This window comes from Streptomyces sp. DSM 42067, assembly GCF_055792885.1.
Genome location: NZ_CM147706.1, coordinates 5,631,110 through 5,653,350, shown reverse-complemented (window position 1 = coordinate 5,653,350; position 22,241 = coordinate 5,631,110). Strand labels below are relative to the sequence as shown.

Below are 22,241 nucleotides of genomic sequence, written 5' to 3'. Positions count from 1 at the left end.
CTGCGAGTTCGCGTCTATGCGTGAGTACGCCTGCGGGCCAGTTCCTTGATCTCCTCCGGCAGCGCGTCGGCGACCAGCAGCCGCGGCAGGAGTTCCGGCTCACGTGTCATCGCGCGGAAGACGAGCGCGACGGTCACGTCATGGTCGGGCCGGCGCACGATCTCCACCGGATCGGCGGCGCGGATCTCCCCCGGCTCGATCACACGCAGATACGCGCCCGGCCGCGCGGCCTGAGTGAACCGCTTGATCCAACCGTCACGCTCCAGCCAGCCCTGGAACGTCGCGCACGGAATCCGTGGGCACGACGCCTCCAGAACGACGTCCGGCCCAATGCGCCAGCGCTCGCCGATCAGGGCGCCGTTGACGTCGAGGCCGATGGTCGTGAGGTTCTCCCCGAAGACACCGTTCGTGAGCGGCCTGCCCAACTCGGCCTCCCACCCGTTGAGATCCTCGCGGGCATAGGCGTAAACGGCCTGGTCGGAGCCGCCGTGGTGCTTCACGTCGTGGACCCGGTCGCCGACGAGACCGACCGTACCGGTGCCCTTGGGGCCGGGGGCTATCACAGCGACCGGGCCATCGACGGGCCGCTTGTCGATGCCCGTCGCGCTGAGGCCCTTCCACGGGTTGGGGCGGGGCCTGCCGACATTGACGGAGAGCAGCTTCATGGGGGGCGACTTTACGGTCCGCTGCCCTCGGAGGGCGACACATTTCCGTGGCGCGCACCGACGCCTACGCAGATCATCCGCACAGTCGGGACGACGACCCGCCCCCCTTGCCGCCGCGGCTTCCCCGTAGGGTTGTGAAGGCGTCAGGCTCCCACACCCTCGCGTCGTCCGTGCCGGAGGACTCCGTGACCGTCGCCGCTCGTCTCGTCTCCGCCATCGCCGCTCCGCTGGACCCGGCGTCAGCCGACGCTCCCCACGTGCTGCACTGGCCCGGCCGCAGGCTGCTCGTGCAGCGTGGGGACACCGAGCTGGTCGTCCGCGACCTGGGCGGGGAGGGGACGGAGGTGCGCTTCCCCGTGCCCTGGCCTCGCCGGTACGGCTCGGTGACCGTCTCTCCCACGGGTGATGTCGCCGTGTTCGCCGGCGTGCACGCGTTGCGAGCCGTGGATTCGACCGGCGCCGTGCAGTGGGAGATCCGGCACGGTTGCTGGTCCGCCGCCGTGTGCACCCAGGCCCACGCCTCGTTCGCCGAGTACGCCGACGACTACCACCACGGCCACGCGGACAGCGGCTCGGCGGCCTTCTCCCCCGACGGCGAACTCCTCTGGGCCCACATCCGCAACGCCACGGGGCACGACGCCGATGAGGAATGGCTGATCATCGACCCCGCCGACGGCACGGTACTGACCCGGGCCGCAACGATGACCGTGGGATCGGGTTCCCTCCACTTCCCCCACCCCGATCCGGCGTACATGGGACTGACCGTCCTCGAGGGCGAGGAGAACTCGCCCGTGCTGTGGGGACACTGGGACGGCGAGAAGCTCACCTTCCAGCGGTTCGAGGAGGAGGTCCTCCTCGCCGTGAGCCCCTCCGGGGAGCACTTCCTGACCACGGATCCTGGGCAGTGGGCCCTCTACCTGCACCGGGCGGAGGATGGCACGGAACTGCGGCGTCTCAACGCAGAGGAAGCCGTGCCCCCTCCCTCAAGCGAGGGCGACCGCGTGTGCTGGGACTACGAGGCGGCGTTCCCGTACGAGGACACCGCCGTGGTCGGCACCGAGCACCACGCGGAGGTCCCCCGCCACTGGCTCGTCCACCCACGCACGATGGCCCTGGGCGGCCGGATCGCCTACCCACTCCCCGTCTCGGGATCGCCCCGATGGGCGGGGCAGGGCGCCTGGTACACCGTCTCCAAGGACAAGACCACCCTCCACCTGTGGCAGCTCGCCGACGCGCCCTGACGTACCCGTATGACATTCGCGGGGAGGCTCCCGGCGGCCTTGGAACTGCATGCCCTCGACCCTGGAGACTCCGAAGACGGTCACGTCACCACACGAGGCACCGTTCGCGACCTCGAGGAAGGCACGGTACGAGGCGGGCAGCCCGCCGCCCAGCTCATCCCGCCCGGGCGGCACGGGCTCTGCCACCAGGCTTCCCCCGCTCGTCAGTCGTAGTAGCCGGGCCGCGCGACCAGTACGGACTGGAAGTAGTGACCCTGCTCCTCCGCCGGGTTCTCGTCCTCGACGAAGGGACGCCACAAGGCGAGGAGCAACTCCGGAGCCGTATAGCTGCGGCCTCCCTCGTCCTCCTCCAGCTCCGTCAGAGCTCCCAGCCGCTCGATCACCTGCCGCGCCGGGGTGCGCAGCAGGTCGATGCCCTGGTAGCTGACCTCGACGTCGCCGTAGGGGCGGGACACCTGGACCGCCTCGACGAGACCGCCGCTGGTCTCTACCCCGATGGACATCCCGCTGTCGTAGTCGGCGGTCCCTCTCGTCGGCACGCCCGTCGGCTCGGGCTCGCGGTAGCCCTCGATGCCGCGCAGGGCCGCCTCGGCCTCGTCGAGGGTCATCCCGACCCGGACGGGGCCCACCCCGAACGGGGGCGTCACTTCAAGAATCATGTTCCTCATTCCTCACATGGCCGTGGTGGGCCAGGGCTGATGCACCCTGACCCACCACGAACCGATCACGGACCTTTACGCGCCGGTCAGCCGATCTGACCAGGTACGGTCCTCAGCGCCTGGTAGGCCGGGTTGTTGGCCAGCCCGTCCACCATCTGCCGGATGGCGTCGTCGTACTTGGTGCCGAATCTACGACGGATGTCATCGATATCCATCTGCACCGCCTCGTCGATGCGGCCGGCGTCGATGAGCTCCTTCTGCCACATGCGCCAGGCCTGCGACGCGCGATAGCGACCGGTGGAGTACACGGCGCGGTGGTCCAGGTAGTCCATCTGGATCGCCGGGCCGTCGCCGTAGGCGAAGTCGGTCACCGAGTCCGGGGGGATGTGGTTGATCTCGGTTCCGGGAACGTTGTTGCCGGTGGCCGGGTCCTTGAGGTTCTTGTAGACACCACCCTGGTACTGGTGGCCGGCCGGCGCCCGGTCCTGTCCGCCCGGGCCGCAGCCGTTGTGGACGAGGAGTTCGATGCCGCCGGCGAGCACGTAGTAGTCGTGAACGCCGCTGACCGTGAGGTTGTGCACCCGGGCATGGCGGCTGCTGTGCTCCACCGCCGTGATCTGGACCCAGGTGCCTGCCGAGGTGCGCAGCCACATTCCGGGTGCGAGGTCACCGGCCTCGACCCACCGTCCCGCGTCGGGCAGCCAGTATTCGTGCCCCTCCGTGGAGGTGACCTTGCCGGTCTTCCCCTCGGACTTCACGGTGAGGGTGACGAGCTTCTTGTCGCCCTCGTGCGAGCGTGTGTCGGTGACGACGCGTGTACGGGTGTCGTCTCCTTCCACATCGGTGGCCTTGACCTGGTCTCCGACGTCCAGGGCGTCGATGGCCTTGGTGCTGCCGTCGGCCATGACGACCTGTGTGCCCGGTACGAAGCTGTTGACCTTGCAACTCGGTGCGTCCGGCTGGTCCTTGGGCGCCGTACCGTCCGGGGTGGTGTCCTTCGGCCTGGGCGGCGTGGCGGCATCCACCGCGCCGTCGACCTTGTTCTCGGCCTTGCGGACGTCGTTGGCCGCGTCGAGCGCGTCGATGCCCTTGTCGACGTACCGGCCCGCCTTGATGGCGGTCGCGCCGTATCCCGCCAGCGGAATCGCCGAGGTCATGGAGAGGGCGGCGTCGACGTAGTTGCCCTCGGCCAGGTACCAGAGGCCGTTGGCCACGTCGGCGACCTCACCGACGACCGGGACCAGGCCGACCACGTCGAGTGCCGCGTGACCGATGTCGGACCACGACATTCCGAAGAGGTGACCGTCCAGCTCCACGAACGTGATCGGGTTGCCGCCCGCGAACGAGTAGCGGTTGCCGGTGAACGGGTCCATGGCCAGTGCCATGTCGCCGAGCGCGCCACCGTACATGTCCCGGGTGAGGAACCTGTTCAGCCCCGGATCGTAGTTGCGGAAGCCCATGTCGTAGGTTCCGCTCGAGTTGTCCCACCGGGCCGCGTTGAACCGGAAGGCGTTGTACGTCTCCTTGTCGGGGTTGCCCTCATCGGGCTTGTCCGCCCCGGAGAACTGCTGCTTGTCGTCGGAGCCGTAGGCGGTGTAGCCGTACGTGGCGCGGGTGTTGCCGTCCTCCTTGGTGATGGCCTCGACGTCGCCACGCGGGTGGTAGGTGTACTGCGACAGCTCCTTGGTGCCGTCGTCCTTGTGCTTGATCTGGGTCAGCTGCTGGTTCCACGGCGCGTACTGGTAGGACTTGTCGGCCTTTCCGTCGACCGTCTCCCGCAGCACCGTCGAGTCGATGCCCAGATAGGTGAACGCGGTCGTCTTGCCTTCCGTGCCGTCGGTCTGCTGCGTGACGGTGCGGTCGAACGGGTCGTAGGCGTAGGTCGTGGTCCGCGCGGCGGCTCCGAATCCGGCCCGGTGTTTCGCCGTGCGGTCGAAGCCGTCGTAGTAGTACTTCTCGATGGTCTGGCCGCCGGCCGAGACCGTGTCGAGACGCCCAAGGGGGTCGTAGTTGTAGGTGTTGGTGACACCGCCGGAGGCCGAGGACAGCAGACGGTTGCGGTCGTAGCGGTGGGTCGTCGGCACGTCGCCGACCGACTGCTCGACGACGTTGCCGTTGCCGTCGTAGCTGTAGGTCTCCGTGGACGAGGAGTCACCGGTCTTGGCGACCTTGGTGACCCGGTCCTGCGGGTCGTACTCATAGGTGTACGTGTTGTCGATGTAGTCCGACGTGTTGTCGGCGTTCATCAGCTTCAGCACGTCCTTGGCGCGATGGCCATTGAGTGTGTACTCGAGGTCGTGCTGGGCGACGGTCGTCCCGCCGGCCTTCTTCTCCACCTGCTTCTTGATGGAACCGTCGGGGTAGTACGTGAAGTCGACGGTGTTGCCGTTGGGCTTCGTCTGCTTCAGCAGCTGACCGCGAGCGGTGTAGCTGAAGCTGGATATCTGCTGGTTCCCCGCGGTCGGCGAGTCGGCGTTGGTGACCTTGACGACCTGGTCCCGGATGTCGTACTCGAACTTCGACCAGGTCAGGTCATGGGTCGAGGTGAGCGGATTGCCGTTCTCGTCGTAAGTGAGGGCGGTGGTGTTCTTGACCGAGCCCGCGGCGACTTCCTCCACCTTGGCGATCCGGTTCAGTCCGTCGTAGGCGAGCCGGTAGGTGTCGGTCTTCGGGTTCGGCGAGTGGTCGCCGACCTCGATCAAGTTGCCGTTGGCGTCGTAGCGGTAGGTGAACTCCTTCTTCTCGTTGTCGGTGTCACCCGTGTTGTTCCGGACCAGCTTGACGGCGTCGGCCAGCACGGTTCCGTTGGCGGCGTCCGTGAGCGTGACCTTCTGCGGGCCGTCCTCGACGAAGGCATAGCTGCCGAGCGAGACCCATGTGCCGGCGCTCTTGGTCTGGTCGACGGTCTTGGTGGCGCTGCCGCCGTCGTGGTCGACCGTGAACTTGGCGTCGGTGGCCGCACCCGTCATGTTCGGGTACCGCACGAAGACCTCGTAGGTACCGTTCTGCGGGATGTTGAGCTGCCACACGAACTTGTCCGCGCCCGTGCCGGCCGGATGCGAGTGCGTGTCGTAGCCGTACTGCTTCTCGGCCTGGGAACGCGTCCAGTTGCCCTGGATCGCCGTGTTGTTGAAGTCGGAGCTGTCCACGACCACCGCGGCCAGGCCGACCGGGATACCGTCCTCGCTGCGCGACTTCTTGTTACCGGACGTGTAGTAGTCGGTGGTGATGGTCCGGCTCTGGGAGCCTCCCGCCGAGGTCAGGGTGTTCTTCGTCTGCTGGCCGAGCTCGTTGTAGTCGTAGGACGCCACGATGTCCCACGGGTCCTCAGAGGTCCTCGTCCATCCGTTGTCGTAGTAGGTGTACTTGGTGACGTTGCGGGTGGTCTGGCCGTCGGACGCCGGCGCCGAGACCTCGGAGAGCTTCCCGACGGAGTCGTAGAAGTAGAAGGTGCGGTCCGGTGTGCCGTACTTCGGATCGTCCTTGTCGTAAGGGGAGATCTCCTCCTTCACCCGGTTCAGCGCGTCGTAGCGGGTCTCCGAGACGAAGTCGTCGGGGTCGTCCGTGGTGGCCACACCACGCGCGGTGACGGTCCTGGTGGGGTTGCCCACCTCGTCGTACTCGTAGCGGACCGTGCGGTACACCGGGTTGCCGGAGCCGTCCTTGTCGCGCACGACCTTGGACTCGACGAGAGCGCCCCGCTCGTCGTACTTCGCCAGCGACTCATTGCCCTCGGGGTCGGTCATCGACACGCTCAGACCGTCGAGGTCGAACTTCGACGAGGTCGTGTTGCCTGCCGCGTCCGTCGATGTGACGACCCGGTGGTTCAGGTCGTACGTGTACTTGACGGCGTAGTCGTCGGGATCCGCCGACGCGTTCTTGCGGGCGTCGACGACCTTGGTGACATTGCCGACGTTGTCGTACGCCGTCGTCACCTTGTCACCGCTGGCATTGACGGTCTCGATCGGCTGGTAGACCGCGTCGTAGCGGACCGTCGTGGTGAAGTCACCGGCCTCGGGCGTCAGATTGCCCTTGGGTTCGGTGGTGGTCAGGACGTTGCCGACCTTGTCGTACGTGGTCGTGGTCTTCCGGACCGGGTCTGTCGGCTCGTCCTTGGGCAGGACGGTCTCGGTGACCTGGTCGGCCTTGTCGTACACCGAAGTGGAGACCGTGCCGTTCGGCTGCGACACCTGGACGATGTTGTCGTTGGCGTCGTAGACCGGTGCCGGTGTGGTGATGAAGAGGCCGGCGGCCTGGTCCTTCGGCTCCTTCTTGGTCAGCGGGCGGCCGTAGACGTCGTAGGTCTGGGTGACCTCGGCGCCCTTGTCGTTGACGATCTTGGTGACGTTGCCGCGTTCGTCGTAGGTGAACGAGGAGTCGGCGCCCAGCGCGTCGGTGATCGTGGCGGGATAGCCGGTCGGTCCGAACCCGCTGTTGGTGGTCGGGTTGCCGTTGGCGTCCGTCGCTTTGGTCAGCTGACCGTAGGTGTTGTACTCGTAGAAGGTCGTGTAGTCGTCCGCCGTCGCCGAGGCCACGCCCTTGGGGTCCGTGACCGAGGTGAGGTTGCCGCGGGTGTCGTAGCCGAACTGCCAGGTGCGGCCCTCCGGGGACTTCTTCTGGAAGATGTCGGCGATGTAGCCGTTCAGCCCGGTGGCGTACACGAGCTTGCCGGCGCCGGTGCCGTTCTTGTTGGCCTCGGCCCCCTTCGTCTCCAGCAGATAACCGGTCTTCTGGTCGTACACCCAGGTGGAGACGGCGCCGTTGGCCTCCTCCAGCCGGACGACGTTGTTGTCCGCGTCCCAGCCGAGCTTGGTGGTCTCCGACTTGGCGTTGGTGATCTGGGTGGGCCGGCCGTAGCCGTCGATGAGGTGCGTGGCGGTGTGGTCCTCCGCGTCCGTCACCTTCGTCTCGACGAACGAGCCCGCGGTGCCGTCCGTGTCGCGGTAGACGTAGCCGGTGTCGCCGCCGAGCCGGTCGGTGATCGTCTGCGTGTTCCAGTGGAACTTCGGGTCGTCGCCCTCGCTCGGGTAGTAGTAGTCGAGCGAGGTCGAGTTGCCGCGCGGGTCGGTGACCTTGACCAGCTTGGCGTTCTTGTTGCCCTGCGTGGCGTCGTAGACGAACTTGAAGACCTTCGGCTGGGACGAGCCCGCGCCGTCCGTCAGCTCACCGAGCAGGCCCTTGTCGCTGTAGACGAACTCGAGCTTGCGGCCCGAGATGTCGGTCATCGACTTGACGTGGTCGATGATCTTCGGGCTGGTGAGGTTGGTGCCTGTGACCTTCGTGCCCGCGTCGTTGATGTACGGGTACGAGTCACCCTTGGCGTAGTAGTCCACCGTCAGGGACTGCCGGCCCGCCGGGTCGGTGATGTACCGCAGGAACTTGACCGGCTTGTTGTTGGACTTGCGCTCCTCGTATGTGTACGTCTGCGTGTTGCCGTTCTTGTCGACGATCGACGTGAGGTAGCCGTCGCAGTCGAAGAAGAACTGGGAGCGGTCCGGGCGGGTCAGCGACCATGCCTTCGGGTCGCCGTCCTTGTCCGGGGTGCAGTCCACGCCGGAGCCCTGCTGCAGCAGGTAGTGCACGCCCGCCGGGGCCTTCCAGGTCCCGTCGTCCTGCTTGCGGAAGACGTGCGCGGTGCCGTCGCCGTCGGGCAGCGTCACCTCGGTCGGGTTGGGGTTCGGGTGGAAGTCCAGGGCCGCGCCGAGCCGCAGCGGCATGGCGGCCTGCGCGGACCATCCATGGCCGAGGACGGTGTCGGAGGTGTCCTGGGAGTTGTACGCGAAGCGGACGAAGGTCGACAGACCGCGGCCGGGGTTGGAGAAGGCGTTGTACTGCCAGACCGTGTTGCCCGCGTACAGGTTCGTCATCAGCGTCGAACCCGCACCGGTGTTCTTGCCCGCGTACGAGTAGAACTTCTCCAGACCGAGCTGGTCGGAGGTCGGGTCCTCGGTCCGCACGTTCTGGGCGAGCGGCGGGATGTTCTCGGTGGCCGACAGCCAGGTGCCTGCCGTCTTGTTGCGCAGGTCCCACTTGAGGACGTAGTCGAGGCGCTTGTTGCCCGAGTCGGAGTTGATCGGGGCCTTCAGGGCCGCCTTGAGCGTGACCGTCTCACCCGGGGAGACGTCCTCCGGCAGAGCCGTCTCGACCTGGTTGCCGCCGGTGGTGGCGTCCGTGCCGTCCGGCAGCGACCAGGTGTACGACAGCACCTGGTCGGCGGCCTTCCACTCCGAGGTGGTGGTGTTGGTCAGCGTGACGTCGACCGAGTACTCGTCGCCGGGGATCATCCGCGCCGGGGTGTAGGGCGCGAAGTACGTCGAGTCGGTGCTCTTGTCGATGTAGGTCACGACCAGCTGCGGGCGCAGCTGGGGCTCCTCCGTCTCCGAGGAGAGGAACAGCGTCCGCTCCTGCGGACCGGCCGCCGACTCGTCCTTGAGCCTGATCGCCACGCCCTTGTTGCTCGCCGGGTCGCTGACCCAGGACTGGGCGAGCGAGGAGAGGTACCAGGACTGGCGTGCCGGGTCGTTGGTGACCGTGCCCACCGTGTCGGCGACGGCGGCGTCCATGTCGCCGCCCGCCGTCGTCCACGCGGTGCCGCTCGCGGCGTTGTTCCAGGACGCCGCGGTCTCGTCGAAGTCCCTGGTCAGGCCATGGGCCTCGTAGATCGCGCCCGCGGTCCCCGTGGTGGTCGTGAAGCCCCACAGGTCCAGTCGCCCCTCAAGCACCCGGGAATTGGCCGGGATCGCGCTCACACCGGGGAACTTCAGCAGCGCACGCGTCTTGCCGTAGGTGGACGAGTTGTTGCCGACCGACAGCCAGTTCTTGTTCAGGCCCGAGTCGGAGATCGTGTCGTGGCCGGTGGTGGGCTGGGCGGAGGACAGCGTGGTGTCGGTCTGCCCGGACTGGAGCACCAGCGTCGTGCGTCCCGCCTTGGGCAGCTTGACGATCTGTGTCGCGGCGGGGACGACCTGTCCGTCGCGTGTCTTCACCGCGACCATGTAGTAGAAGACGTTCCCGAACGAGTCGGCCGAGTCGGCCGGTGTCGGTGTCGCCGTGGTGTCCGTGAAGCTCGTCTTCTCCTTGTCCACGGGAGCGACCAGCGTCTGCGCGGACGGCGTGAACGTCTGGTAGACGCTGCGGTGCACCTGGTACTCGACGATGTCGTCGCCCAGGTCGGCCGACGGGTCGTTGTAGGCGGACCAGTCGAGCTCGGCGCCGGTGGCGTGGATCACCGAGGGCGCGTCCAGGGCGACGCCCGGGCGGCCGTAGGTGAGCACGAGCCGCGGATAGTTGGCGACCTCGCCCTTGTACGCGTACTCGGCGGCCTCGTACCGCGGGCCGCCCTTGGGAGCCGTGCTGCTCTCGTCGGCGGCCTTGACGACGAAGCCGTGGTTCGGGTTCGTGCCGTTGATCCAGGACTGGACCGTCTTGGTGACGCTGAAGGAGTTCCAGGTGTTGCTCTTGTTGGGCTCCTTGACGGCGACTCCGCCCTTGGTCAGGCGGACGGCGTCGGCGAGGACGGCGGTCGAGGTCGAGGCGGGGCCGTCACCGAGAACGACCTTGCCCGCCGTGCCGGCCTTGAACGGGTGCGTGCCGAGCGTCTTCCACTGACCGCCCGTGCCGCTGCTCTGGTTGACCGTGTACGCCTTGGTGCCGCCGTTGTACGTCACCGTGTACGGGGCGTTGGTGGCGCGGTCGGACGCGGGGACGTAGTGCACGTCGACCCGGTAGTCGCCGTCCTCGGGCACGTTCGGCTGCCAGGTGTAGGTGTCCCCGGCGACGGCGTCCTTGTTGTACAGGTAGTCCTGGTTGACCGCGTACTGCGTGTACGCGGTGTTGGTCGAGGCCGGCCAGGCGCCCTTGGCTGCGGTGGTGCCCGAGTCGCGGTCGTCGACCAGGACCGAAGTGCCGGACAGCTCACCGGTGATTCCGTTGGCGCTGTTCCAGGTCGCCGAGGTCTCGTCCCAGGCCTGGGTGGCCCGGTGCGCCTCGAGGAGCACCTCGGTGTCGCCCGTGGTGTGCGTCTGGTCGTAGTAGAGGCGCAGGTCGGCCGAGTCCACCTTGGTCCCGGCCGGGACGCTGCCGAGGGGGAACTTCAGCAGGGCGCGGGAGCTGCCGGTCGAGGTGTTGCCGACGGAGAGCCGCCACACGCCGTCGTAGTTGTCGGTCGGCCCGTCCGAGGAGATCATCACGTCCTGCGACTGGGTGACCGTCGGCGAGATCGAGATGGTCGGGTCGATGACGACCGGATAGCTGCGCTTGTCCGAGGCGAGCCACTTGGCGCCGGGACGGAGGGTGAGCTCATAGCGCCCGTCGCGGCCGGACCCCTTGAGCGTCTGGCTGACCGCGTCGGTGCCGGCGGTGCCGTACGGGGAGTCGGCCTTCTTCTTCGCGTCCGTCATGAACGGCGCGGGGATGACGAGATCCGGCCGGTTCGGGCCCGAGGCGTCGGTGTAGAGGGCGATGGCACCGCCCTTGAGCCGCTTGGCGTTCAGGCCTTTGGTGGTGAGCGTGAACTCGTAGGACGGCGCGCCCTTCGGGGGCCCGTCGAGGACGATGCCCTCCTTCACGGTGCCGTGTCCGACCGTGTACGTCAGGTCGGCGCCGTCGCCGAGGGCGTTCTCGTACGTGACGGTGTCGCCGTCGGTCTTGGGGGTGAGCTTCTTGGACTCGGCGCCCTTGAGGCCGAGGACGACCCAGTGGCCCTTGTCCAGTTCGAACCGGACGAGTTCGCCGGGCCGTTCACCGAAGTAGGTCCTGGCGAGGTTGGTGGTGTTGGCGTACCGGTAGCCGTCGCGCTCTGTGCCGCGCACGGCCGTGTCGATGGGCTTCCAGTCCTTGCCCGCCTCGTAGTGCGTGGGCACGGAGGAGACTTCCGACTGGATCCTGCCGTCCGACAGCTGCCAGTAGCGGGCGCTGGGCGTGCGTCTTTCCTTGAGCTCCTTGACCCGCTTGGGTTTGGCTCTGGTCTTGCCCCGAGGCAGGTGCTCGTTGCTCGGCACCCCCGCGTCGGAGAGCGTCGGAGGCTTCGCCGGCTCCTGCTCGTCGTCATCGACGCCGAGCCAGTCCTTGATGCCGCCGAGCAGCGCCTTGCCGTCGGCGGGGGCCGCGAAGGCTGGTTGTGGAAGTCCCGCGGCGAGGACCGACACCATGCCGGTCGTCGCCAGTATGCGTCGTGCGCGTGGTCCGAATCCGAACATCGCTGCTTGCCCCGGATCCTTTCGGGAAGCGGACATGGTTCAGCGGCGCCCTGATGGCGGTCGCCGGCAGCGAGTTCTACAGAAGATACGCGTGCGCATGTCAAGCATGGAGACATCGCGCTTATATGGGGCATTGGCTGCCTGAATGGCACCAAGTCCCTTTCAAACGGGAAGTTTTGAGCCAGGTGCGCGGCTCTGGTGGCACGGCGGTACGCCCAGCGAAGGCGGGCGTACCGTTCGTACGGCCCGCCCTACGCGCTGGCGAGCGACAGCTTCACCGCGAACCCCAGGAACAGCGCACCCGCCGCCGACGTCGCCCCGGCCGACAGGCGCTTGCGACGGCGGAAGGCGTCGGCGAGCCGTGTCCCGCTGAAGATCAGCGCACTGAGGTAGAGAAAACTCGCCAACTGCGCGAAGGCGCCGAGCACGACGAAGGAGATGGCCGGGTAGGCGTAGGCCCGGTCCACGAACTGCACGAAGAAGGCGACGAAGAACAGGATCGCCTTCGGGTTGAGCAGACTGATCACGAGGGCCCTGCGGAACGGCCGCTCGTCGGCGGCGGCCGCCGCGGTCACCTCGTCGGCCACAGCCCGCTCCCGCCGCGTACGCCACATCCCCCACGCGGCCCGCAGCATCCCGATCGCGAGCCAGCTCAGATAACCCGCACCCGCGTATTTCACGATCCCGAACAGCAGGGCGTTGGCCTGCAGCAGCGAGGCGACACCGGCCGCAGACAGGGTCATCAGCACCGCGTCCCCGAGGAACACGCCGGCGGCCGCCGTGTACCCGCTGCGAACGCCGCACCGCGCGGCGACGGACAGCACATAGAGCGAGTTCGGCCCCGGCAACAGGATGATGAGGACAAGCCCCGCGAGATAGGTCGGAAGGTTGGTAACGCCAAGCATGAGGCGGAGTGTCGCATGTGGGTACGCCACTCCGCCTCACGGTTTCGATCCGCGGACGTCAGTCCTCGTCGCCGTCGAGGAGACGGTCGGCGGACAGCTCCAGGTCGACGCCGACAGAGGGAGGCAGGGGAACAGTGGTGCCCCGCTTGTACGGCGTGACCACCCTGTACTTGTCGCCCTCCGGCTCCGTATGGACCAAGACCTGGTCATGCTTGCGGTCTACGACGACGTAAACCGGGATTCCCGAAGTGGCATAGCACTCCACCTTCATGAAAGTGTCATCCGCCCAGTTCGAGGAGGTCACCTCCAACACCAAGCGGAAGACGTTGGGCGCGTAACAGTTCTTCTGAACGTGTGCATCCATGAAATCGGCGTCGACCACCGCGAAATCCGGAACGGCGTAGTCGTCCGGCGCCGAAGACAGCCACAGACCGATGACCTGCCCGTATCTGACACCCGCCCGCCGCGCCCCTGCGTCGTGGAACTCCCCCATGAGCCAGGTCAGCGACATGGCATGCGCCCCATCCGGCGGTGGCGTCACAATCAAGCTCCCGTTGAGGATCTCCACGCGGTGCCCGGGCAGCCAGCTGGAGACACGATCTGCGGCCTCAGCGATCGTCATCTCGTCCTGCATCACAGCCACGGCAACCTCCTTTTCGGGAGTCCACTCTCCCCGAGCGTAACTGCCCTCGCCGACATTCCGCTCGCGATCACTCATTCAAGGGACACCGCCTTAAAAGGCGTCGCTCGGCACGTAGGTCCCCCAGACCTCCCGCAGCGCGTTGCACACCTCGCCCACCGTCGCCCGGGCCCGCAGCGCGTCCTTCATCGGGTAGAGGACGTTGTCCGTGCCCTCGGCGGCCTTCTTCAGTTCCGCGAGGGCCGTGTCCACGGCCGCCTGGTCGCGTTCGGCGCGGAGCTTCGCCAGGCGCTCGGCCTGCTGGGCCTCGATGGCCGGGTCGACGCGGAGCGGCTCGTACGGCTCCTCCTCGTCGAGCTGGAAGCGGTTGACGCCGACCACGACGCGCTCGCCGGCGTCGGTCTCCTGGGCGATGCGGTAGGCGGAGCGCTCGATCTCGTTCTTCTGGAAGCCGCGCTCGATGGCGTTGACCGCGCCGCCCAGGTCCTCGACCTTGCCCATGAGCTCGAGGGCGGCGGCCTCCACGTCGTCGGTCATCTTCTCTATGACGTAGGAGCCCGCGAAGGGGTCGACGGTCGCGGTCACGTCCGTCTCGTAGGCCAGGACCTGCTGCGTACGCAGGGCAAGCCGGGCGGACTTGTCGGTCGGCAGCGCGATGGCCTCGTCGAAGGAGTTGGTGTGCAGCGACTGCGTGCCGCCGAGGACCGCGGCCAGGCCCTGGACGGCCACGCGGACCAGGTTCACCTCGGGCTGCTGGGCCGTGAGCTGCACACCGGCCGTCTGCGTGTGGAAGCGCAGCATCAGCGACTTCGGGTTCTTCGCACCGAACTCGTCCCGCATCACCTTCGCCCAGATGCGACGGGCGGCACGGAACTTCGCGACCTCCTCGAGGATCGTCGTACGGGCCACGAAGAAGAACGACAGACGCGGCGCGAAGTCGTCCACGTCCATGCCGGCCGCGACCGCCGTGCGCACGTACTCGATGCCGTCCGCGAGCGTGAACGCGATCTCCTGCGCGGGCGAGGCACCCGCCTCGGCCATGTGGTAGCCGGAGATCGAGATGGTGTTCCACTTCGGGATCTCGGTCTTGCAGTACTTGAAGATGTCCGCGATCAGCCGCAGCGACGGCTTGGGCGGGAAGATGTACGTCCCGCGCGCGATGTACTCCTTCAGCACGTCGTTCTGGATCGTGCCCGTGAGCTTGTCCGCCGGTACGCCCTGCTCCTCGCCGACCAGCTGGTACATGAGGAGGAGCAGCGCCGCCGGGGCGTTGATCGTCATCGACGTCGACACCTTGTCCAGCGGAATCCCGCCGAACAGCACCCGCATGTCGTCGATCGAGTCGATCGCCACGCCCACCTTGCCGACCTCGCCGTGCGCGATCGACGCGTCGCTGTCGTGGCCCATCTGGGTCGGCAGGTCGAAGGCGACCGACAGACCCATCGTGCCGTTGGCGATCAGCTGCTTGTAGCGGGCGTTGGACTCGACGGCGGTGCCGAAGCCCGCGTACTGGCGCATCGTCCAGGGACGCCCGGTGTACATCGACGGGTACACACCGCGCGTGAAGGGGTACGAACCCGGCTCGCCCAGCTTCGCGGCCGGATCCCAGCCCTCAAGGGTGTCCGGTCCGTACACCGGCTCGATGGGCAGTCCCGACTCCGACTCCCGCGCCATGGTTGTGCCTCCCGCTGAGTTACTCACTGGTTAAGGACCGACCCTCGCGACGGACTGTAGTGGGGGGCGTGCGGCCAGTGGAGAGGCCCACGCTGGGACCTTGCTCACAGCCTCCCTGAGGGCCTGCTCACACGCCCCCCGGAAGCCCCTGACACGGCCTCCCACACGCTCCCCGACACGACCTTGCCCGACCTCTCACTCGCCCCTTTCGCGACCCCTCACACGCTCTCTCTCCGGCTTTTCCGCAACCATGCCTCCACGTTCGCAACCAGGCACGCCCGGGAAGCATCTGAAGGGGGCATACGGCAACGTACGGGAACAGTGGAATCCACGGGGGGATCCAATGCGCGCGTCTGTCACACATACACCCGTCCTCCGCGCGTCGCTGGCCGCGGCCGCCGCGCTCGCCCTGATGGGCGCGACGGCCGGCTGCACCGCGCAGGCCGCCGGCAGCGACGAGAAGGTGCCGCCGGTGCGTATCTCGCCGACGTCCGCGCCGCCGGGCAAGCCGTCCGAGGAGGCCGGCGACGCCAAGCCGAGCGCTTCGGCCACGCCGTCCCGGACGCCCGAGAAGCCCAAGGTCCTCATGGCGCAGGGCGCCACGAGCGGGAAGGTGCGCGAACTCCAGGCCCGGCTGCGCGCGCTGAAGCACTTCGACCGCGCCCCCACCGGCTACTACGGCACGATCACGACCGCCGCCGTCTCCACCTTCCAGGGCGCACACGATCTGCCGCGTACAGGCAAGACGGACACGGCGACCTGGCGGAAGCTGCGGAGCCTGACCGGCACCCCCACCCGCGACGAGCTCTATCCGCCGACCACGCTGCCGGTCGCGAAGCCCGATCCGCGGTGCATGACGGGCCGGGTGCTGTGCATCAGCAAGAAGAGCCGGACGCTGTCGTGGATGGTGGACGGGAAGGTGCTGTCGTCGATGGACGTGCGGTTCGGCTCCCAGTACACGCCGACCCGCGAGGGCACCTTCAGCGTGTACTGGAAGTCCCGGCACCACGTCTCGACGATCTACGACACCCCCATGCCGTACGCGATGTTCTTCAGCGGCGGCCAGGCCGTCCACTACTCCGCCGATTTCGCGGCCCAGGGCTACAGCGGCGCCTCGCACGGCTGCGTGAACGTCCGGGACGAGGGGAAGATCGCGAACCTGTTCGGGCAAGTGCGGAACGGTGACCGGGTGGTCATCTACTGGTGACCTGTGGGTCGTCCACGGGGTGAGAGTGCCTGGGAGGCGAGGCCTTGAAGGGCGCGGGTGGGACCGGGGGAACGTGTCCCACCCGCGCCAATAGCGCCGAGCCTTGGGTACGGGGGGAACCCTGGCTCGCGCCTGGCCGATGACCAGTCGGCTCATTTCTTACAGCGTCATGGCCCCCGGAAATGTCACACCCCCGCCGGCGAGCATCCGAGCTTTTGGTGTTTCCGCAGTTCAGCGGCGGGACGAGGGTGGGGCATCGGGAGGGCTGCCGGTGGCCGCTACGGGCACGACGGCGGCGTTGGCCGGAAACCGACCATGCCGGGCGAACGGGCCGTGATCAGGCAGGCCGACGGTGACTGGGCGCCGGCTACGACCCGGCGGGCAGCGCGCTGGAGGATGCCGAAGCGGTCGGCTCCGGCGCGCTGTCCGACGTGAGGAGCGTCGGTGTGCTGGTGGGCGCGTCGGCAGCCCCGGCCGGGTCGGCGGCGTCGGAGGCGCTGCTCTCGACGGAGTTGCGTGTGTCGCTCACGTCGCCCTCGTCATCGCCATTGCCGTTGCCGCTGTTCCCCTTGTCGGAGCTGTCACCGTCGTCGCTGTCGTCGCCCCCGTCGTCGTCCGAGCCGTTCGTACCGCTCTCGGCCTCGGACTGCTTCAGGACACCCTTGCAGTAGCGGTCGACGCGATTGGTGCCGCTCTCCTGAGCGGCATCGCTGAGGTGACGCCGCTTCTCTTCGCTCAGCTGCTTGCCGGCGCTGTAGTCGCGGCAGAGGGCGACCGTGCGCTTCCACCGTTCGACGGCTTCCTCGGTGCGCCCGGCGTTGCCGTCGCCGGACTGCGGGGAGTCGCCGTCGCCCTGCCGGCCGCCGGCCTCCGACGACGCGTCGCCGCCGGACCCCCTCGAGGAGCTGCCGGGCTCGGGCGCGCCGGAGCCGCCGTCCGCCTCCGGAACGTCAGGTGTCGGGGAAACCAGCGGCTGCTGGGGAGAGGCAGCGGCGGAGACCGACTCGGCCGGACCCGGCTCGCCCTCGCCGCCGAACAGCGACGGCAGTACCCCGGAGCCCGCCGCCATGGCCACCCCGCCGATCATGCAGCCGGCCAGCAGCGCTGCGAGTGCGAACCGCACGGGCCGGCCCCAGCCGCGGGCGGGGGCGGCCCGGTGCGAAGCGGCGGCGCGGCCGAGGCGTACGGAACCGCCGTCGAGGCGGTCCGGGGCGTGACCGGGCACGCGGCCCCGCCTCTCCTCCGGAGGCGCCGCATACTCCGGATGTACCGCGTTCTCCTGGTGCTGCGCGTGCGTCGAGCGCTGTGCGCGGCGCTCGGCATGCGCCTGCCGGAAAGCCGCCAACACCACCGATTCGCCCGGGAGTTCGGCAGCAGCGGGCGAACGGCCCTCGTCCGTCAGCGCGCGTAGCGCCGCGGCAAGCCGATGGGCCTGGGGCCGCGCCTCGTCGTCGACGGGCTCGCCGCGCAGCAGACGCTCCGCGGCGTCACTGTCCAGCCATGCGTCGGACGTACGGGCAGCTGCACTCTCGGTTGCACTGCCGGCCGGGTGGTCAGGCGTACGAGAAGGCGTTCGGCCCGACGTATGACCTGGCGGGCGGCCTCCGGGCATCCGGGGTTCGCCCGCGGTGAAACCGCCGGCTTCCTCGCCCCCCGGAAAACTACTGCGCTCGTCGGCCATCACATGTCCTTCTGCGTCCGCAAACGCGAATGCGTCACACCTGCGGACGTCACCGCGCGCGTGCGCGGTTCTCTCGGGGTTGGTACGGCGCTGAGCGCGCCCGTGCTGGCCGGGTCGTCGCCGAGCAGCTCCGCGAGCCGCTTCAGACCGCGGTGCGCGGCGGTCCGGACGGCGCCTGGGCGCTTGCCCAGCGTCTCGGCCGCGCTCTTGGCGTCGAGTCCGACCACGACACGCAGGACGACGGCCTCGGCCTGGTCCTGCGGGAGTTGGGCGATGAGCGAGAAGGCGTTGCCAGTGGCGAGGGCCTCCATGGCCTCGCCGGCGGTGTCGGACTCGGCCGCCTTCCCGGTGAGTTCGGTCTCGTCCCCGCCTATCGCGGGGCGGCGCCCCCTCATCCGTATGTGATCCAGCGCACGGTTGCGCGCTATTCGGGCCGCCCAGCCCCGGAACCGGTCCGCGTCCCCGCTGAAACGGTCGATGTCGCGGGCGATCTGCAGCCATGCCTCGGACGTGACGTCCTCGGCGTCGGGATCACCCACCAGCGTCCTTACGTATCCCAGGAGCCGTGGATGCACGGCTCGGTACACAGTCCGGAAAGCGGTCTCGTCTCCGTCCTGTGCCGCAAGCACCGCGGCGGTCAGCTCCGCGTCGTCCCCCAGCACTACTCTCCCTTTGCGCCTAAACCGGCGCCGCTCTCGCGGACCTGGTTGCTCGCCATCGGGGTGCTCCATTGATGGTTGCGGTCCTGTGTCACAACCCGGCGCGAAGCAGCACGCTACGGCCTGAAACGGCTCGCCGTCCATGTCCGATCAACATGCGCCTATCTTTCGACGGCACGGGGTGTGACAGAAAACGTACGTACGGCGCTGAAGAAAGTACGGGCCGCCGCGCGGTCCGTGCCGCGCGACGGCCGGGGCCTCTCCTGTGGGGGGTGGCGGCCCCGGCCGTTGCCTCGGTGACGCCCCCTCTGACCTGAACGATGCGGGGCGTCAGCCGTTCCGGTGACCAACCGGACCAGCCACCGTGACCAACCGGTCAGATGCCTCTTGCGATCCTTCCCAGGCCAATGTACTGAGCCGTCCCGGCCGCCGGCTTGCGGGCGCCTTCGACTCGGCGCTTACCGTACTGGGCCTCGGTCCGGCCCGGTGAGCGGTGTCTCATATCGGCCGGGACCACGACGGGGTTCTGCCCCGCGGCCAGGTCGCTGGCGATCTTGCTGTGACGCCAGTCGTGGTCCGGAACCGCTCGGGCCTCTCGCCCACACGCCCCGGCGCAGCACACCCGCATCCTCCACGAGGGCATCGTGCACGGCTTCACCGTCGCCCTGTGGTGGGCCGCTGGCGCCATGCTCCTCGGCGCTCTGGTCGCCGCCTTCGTCCTGACGGCCACGCCGCGGCGCATGGTGGCCGATTCCGTGGATCCGGTGACCTGGGCCAGGTCAGAGACCTTGGTCGGCTTCGGCGTCCCTGCCCAGCAGTCGGGGGAGTTCGGTACGGGAGGTGATGCCGAGCTTGGGGAAGGCTCGGTAGAGGTGGTGGCCGACCGTGCGGGGGCTCAGGAAGAGCTGGGTGGCGATCTCGCGGTTGGTGGCGCCGGTGGCGGCCAGCCGAACGACCTCGCGTTCCTGGGGGCTGAGCCGGGCCAGCGGGGTGTCCGCCCGGTCGTCCGGGCCGAACTGCTCGCCGGTGGCCTGGAGTTCGGTGCGGGCGCGGGTGGCCCAGGGCCGGGCGTCCAGGGCCTCGAAGGCTTCGAGGGCGGCACGGAGGTGGCGTCGGGCGTCGGTGCGGCGACGTTCGCGGCGCAGCCACTCGCCGTACAGCAGCTCGGTACGGGCCCGCTCGAAGGGACGGCCCTCGTGGTTGCGGCCCGCGTCGTGGCTCTCATCGTGCTGGCGCAGGGCATCGGCGAAGTGCCGCTCGGCCTCGCCGGGTTGATCGGCGGGGCCGGTCAGCGCGAGGCAGCGGTGGAGCAGGGCGAGCGCCGCCGGGCGGTTCGAGGCCGTCGCCCAGTCGGCGAGGCGGGCCATCGGCTCGGCGGCCCGGTCCGGGTGGCCGGCGCGTACCGTGGCCTCGACGAGATCGGGCAACAGCCAGGTCGACAGCGCCGGATGGCCCACCCGGGAGCGCGCCGCCTCCAGGTGGGCGAGCGCGCTCTCGGCAGCGCCGAGCCCGAGGTCGAGCAGGCCCAGGGCCCGGTGAGCGTGGGCGGCGGCCAGCGCGATGCCGTGGGCGTCGGCGTGCTTCAGGGCCGCCTCGGCGAGGTCGGCGCACCGGTCCTGGTCGCCGCGCAGGGCGGCCAGCGTCGCCAGGGTCGCCCGCAGGTACGTGCCTCGGTGGTCGCGGCCGTACTCCTCGGCGACCGCGAGGCCCTCCTCGGCGGCGACCTGCGCCTCGGCGTAGCGGCCCAGGGCCAGTTGGGCCTCGGCGAGCAGGTGCAGCGCGGTGTGGAGCCAGCCGACCACGTTCTGGGCACGGCAGTCCTGTACGCACGCGGAGGCTGTCTCGTACGCGGTTCCATGGTCGGCGAGCAGCTGGGCGTGTACCCCGGCGGTGATCCGCTCGGCGAAGTCGGCGGCTAGGGCCGTCGGGACCGCCATGGCCGCCGGGCCGCAAGTCGCGGCTGGCACGCCTGCTGCGGCCGGAGTGCCTGCCGTGCGCCGAGCGGCGGCCGTGCTCAGGACGTCTGACACGTCCATGGCGCCTGCCACGTCCGGGGCGCCCTCCGCGGCCCGGAGCGTGGCGCCCGGCACGTCCACGGCACCCGCCGTGTCCTGGGACTCCGGCGCTTCGGCAGCGGACAGTGCCGTCATCGCACGCATCACCGCGTACTCCGGCGTGTCGGGGATTCGGGCCGCCACCTCGGCGAGGAGGTGCCGGTCGCCGGAGGAGTGCGCTGCCTGGACGGCCTCGGCAAGAAGGGCGGGGAGGTCGCCGCTGGTGCTGATCCGGTCCGCGCAGGCGAGGAGGATGCGGGTGGCCTCGCCCGGTGATCCGCGGTCCAGTTCGACGATGGCCCGGACCCGGGCGAAGTCGGCGAGCGTCTCCGGGTCGAGCACGAGCGCGTTGATCCGGTCGGTCAGGGCCGCCGTTCGGGCGAACTGCCCGGCCTCCGCCGCGGTGAAGGCCGCCGCGGCCAGCAGCCGGGCGCGTCTGGCCGGGTCCGCCGTGAGCTGGGCGGCGCGTTCGTACGCGGCCGAGGCGGCGGCCGTGCCCTGTCGGCCGCCGGCCCGCTGCGCGGCGGCCACCATCTCGTCCGCGACCCGCTCGTCCGTCCCGGTGGTGGCGGCGGCCAGGTGCCAGGCCCGGCGGTCGGCCTGCCGGTGGCCGCCGGAGTCGCCCTCCAGCGCGTCGGCCAGCGCCTGGTGGGCGGCGAGCCGGCGTGCCAGGGCGGCGTTCTGGTACGTGGCCGACCTGATGAGGGGGTGGCGGAAGGACAGGGTGTGCTCGGTCAGCAGGACGAGCGTGGCGCGTTCGGCCGGCTCCAGGTCCTCCAGCGTCGCGCCGAAGCGGGCCGAGGCCCGCAGGACGAGGTCGAGGTCGCCCGTGTCGTCGGCGGCGGCCACCAGCAGCATCGCCTGGGTGGCCTCGGGCAGCTGGCGGATGTGGTCCTGGAAGGACTCCTGGATGCGGCCGGCGGGCGAGGACAGCCCGGTGGGAAGGGTGACGGGGTTCAACTGGCCCGCGCGCTGTTCCTCGGTGAGCGCCGCGGGCAGTTCGAGCAGCGCCAGCGGGTTGCCCTGTGCCTGCTCGACGATCCGGTCGCGCACGTAGGGCGACAGGTCGACGGCCCGGTCGGTGAGGAGGGCGTCGACGGCCCCGGCGTCGAGTCCGCTCAGCCGCAGAGTCGGCAGGCCCGCGATCCGACCGCCCGGAACACCGTCGCGGACGGCGAACAGCATCACCACACCCTCGGTGTGCAGCCGGCGCGCCGCGAATGTCAGGGCGTCCAAGGACGCCTGGTCCAGCCATTGCGCGTCGTCGATCAGACACAGGAGCGGGTCGTCGCCGCCGGCGGCCTCCGTGAGGGTCGCCAGCACCGCCGTTCCCACGGTGAAGCGGTCGCTCACCGACTCGCCCGCGAGTCCCAGGGCCGCCTTCAGGGCGGTGGCCTGTGGGTCCGGGAGCCGGTCGAGTCGGTCGGTCACGGGCCGCAGCAGCTGGTGCAGGCCGCCGTACGGCAGTTCCATCTCCGACTCGATGCCCACGGTCCGCAGTACGCGGGCGGGGCCGGCGGCCTCGGCGACGTACGCCAGCAGAGCCGTCTTGCCGATGCCGGCCTCGCCATGGATCACCAGCGCACCGCTCTCGCCCTCTCGGGCACGCAGGAGCAACTGATCGATCCGGTCCTGTTCGGCCCCCCGCCCGTACAACAT

11 protein-coding genes are annotated in these 22,241 nt (G+C 69.2%); 2 read left to right on the top strand and 9 right to left on the bottom strand.

Annotation, left to right across the window (positions count from 1 at the left end):
* Positions 1–14 precede the first annotated feature (14 nt).
* Positions 15–665 carry an MOSC domain-containing protein gene (locus ACSMXV_RS25875; protein ID WP_473173625.1) on the bottom strand — a complete coding sequence of 217 codons (651 nt, stop codon included), beginning with the start codon at positions 663–665 and terminating at the stop codon, positions 15–17.
* 185 nt (positions 666–850) lie between these two features.
* Between ACSMXV_RS25875 and ACSMXV_RS25870 the strand changes: the two genes are divergently transcribed.
* Positions 851–1,906, top strand: coding sequence for a hypothetical protein (locus ACSMXV_RS25870; protein ID WP_473173624.1), 1,056 nt, complete (start codon positions 851–853; stop codon positions 1,904–1,906).
* A gap of 203 nt (positions 1,907–2,109) precedes the next feature.
* On the opposite strand, the gene ACSMXV_RS25865 is transcribed toward ACSMXV_RS25870, so the two are convergent.
* From ACSMXV_RS25865 to ACSMXV_RS25845, 5 genes are all read right to left on the bottom strand, one after another.
* The gene (locus tag ACSMXV_RS25865; RefSeq protein ID WP_473173623.1) at positions 2,110–2,565 is read right to left on the bottom strand and encodes a hypothetical protein; all 456 of its coding nucleotides are present in this window, start codon (positions 2,563–2,565) and stop codon (positions 2,110–2,112) included.
* A gap of 86 nt (positions 2,566–2,651) precedes the next feature.
* A complete protein-coding gene (locus tag ACSMXV_RS25860) occupies positions 2,652–11,798 on the bottom strand; it encodes a golvesin C-terminal-like domain-containing protein (protein ID WP_473173622.1) in 9,147 nt (3,048 codons plus the stop codon).
* A gap of 215 nt (positions 11,799–12,013) precedes the next feature.
* Entirely contained in the window at positions 12,014–12,667 is a 654-nt protein-coding gene (leuE, locus tag ACSMXV_RS25855; RefSeq protein WP_473173621.1) for a leucine efflux protein LeuE, read from the bottom strand.
* Positions 12,668–12,725: 58 nt separating this feature from the next.
* Positions 12,726–13,385 (bottom strand): Uma2 family endonuclease, encoded by a 660-nt coding sequence (locus tag ACSMXV_RS25850; RefSeq protein ID WP_473173620.1) that lies wholly within the window; start codon positions 13,383–13,385, stop codon positions 12,726–12,728.
* 15 nt (positions 13,386–13,400) lie between these two features.
* Positions 13,401–14,981 carry an acyl-CoA mutase large subunit family protein gene (locus ACSMXV_RS25845; protein WP_473173619.1) on the bottom strand — a complete coding sequence of 527 codons (1,581 nt, stop codon included), beginning with the start codon at positions 14,979–14,981 and terminating at the stop codon, positions 13,401–13,403.
* Between the two features lie 343 nt (positions 14,982–15,324).
* Here ACSMXV_RS25845 and ACSMXV_RS25840 point away from each other — a divergent pair, with 343 nt between their 5' ends.
* Positions 15,325–16,188 carry a L,D-transpeptidase family protein gene (locus ACSMXV_RS25840; protein WP_473173618.1) on the top strand — a complete coding sequence of 288 codons (864 nt, stop codon included), beginning with the start codon at positions 15,325–15,327 and terminating at the stop codon, positions 16,186–16,188.
* Between the two features lie 367 nt (positions 16,189–16,555).
* Here ACSMXV_RS25840 and ACSMXV_RS25835 read toward each other — a convergent pair whose 3' ends face one another.
* From ACSMXV_RS25835 to ACSMXV_RS25825, 3 genes are all read right to left on the bottom strand, one after another.
* Positions 16,556–17,869: a hypothetical protein gene (locus ACSMXV_RS25835; RefSeq protein ID WP_473173617.1), complete on the bottom strand. Its 1,314-nt coding sequence runs from the start codon at positions 17,867–17,869 to the stop codon at positions 16,556–16,558.
* Positions 17,869–18,531 (bottom strand): RNA polymerase sigma factor, encoded by a 663-nt coding sequence (locus tag ACSMXV_RS25830; protein ID WP_473173616.1) that lies wholly within the window; start codon positions 18,529–18,531, stop codon positions 17,869–17,871. Before ACSMXV_RS25830 ends, ACSMXV_RS25835 begins: the two co-directional genes overlap by 1 nt.
* Positions 18,532–19,307: 776 nt before the next feature.
* Positions 19,308–22,241: a helix-turn-helix transcriptional regulator gene (locus ACSMXV_RS25825; RefSeq protein ID WP_473173615.1), complete on the bottom strand. Its 2,934-nt coding sequence runs from the start codon at positions 22,239–22,241 to the stop codon at positions 19,308–19,310.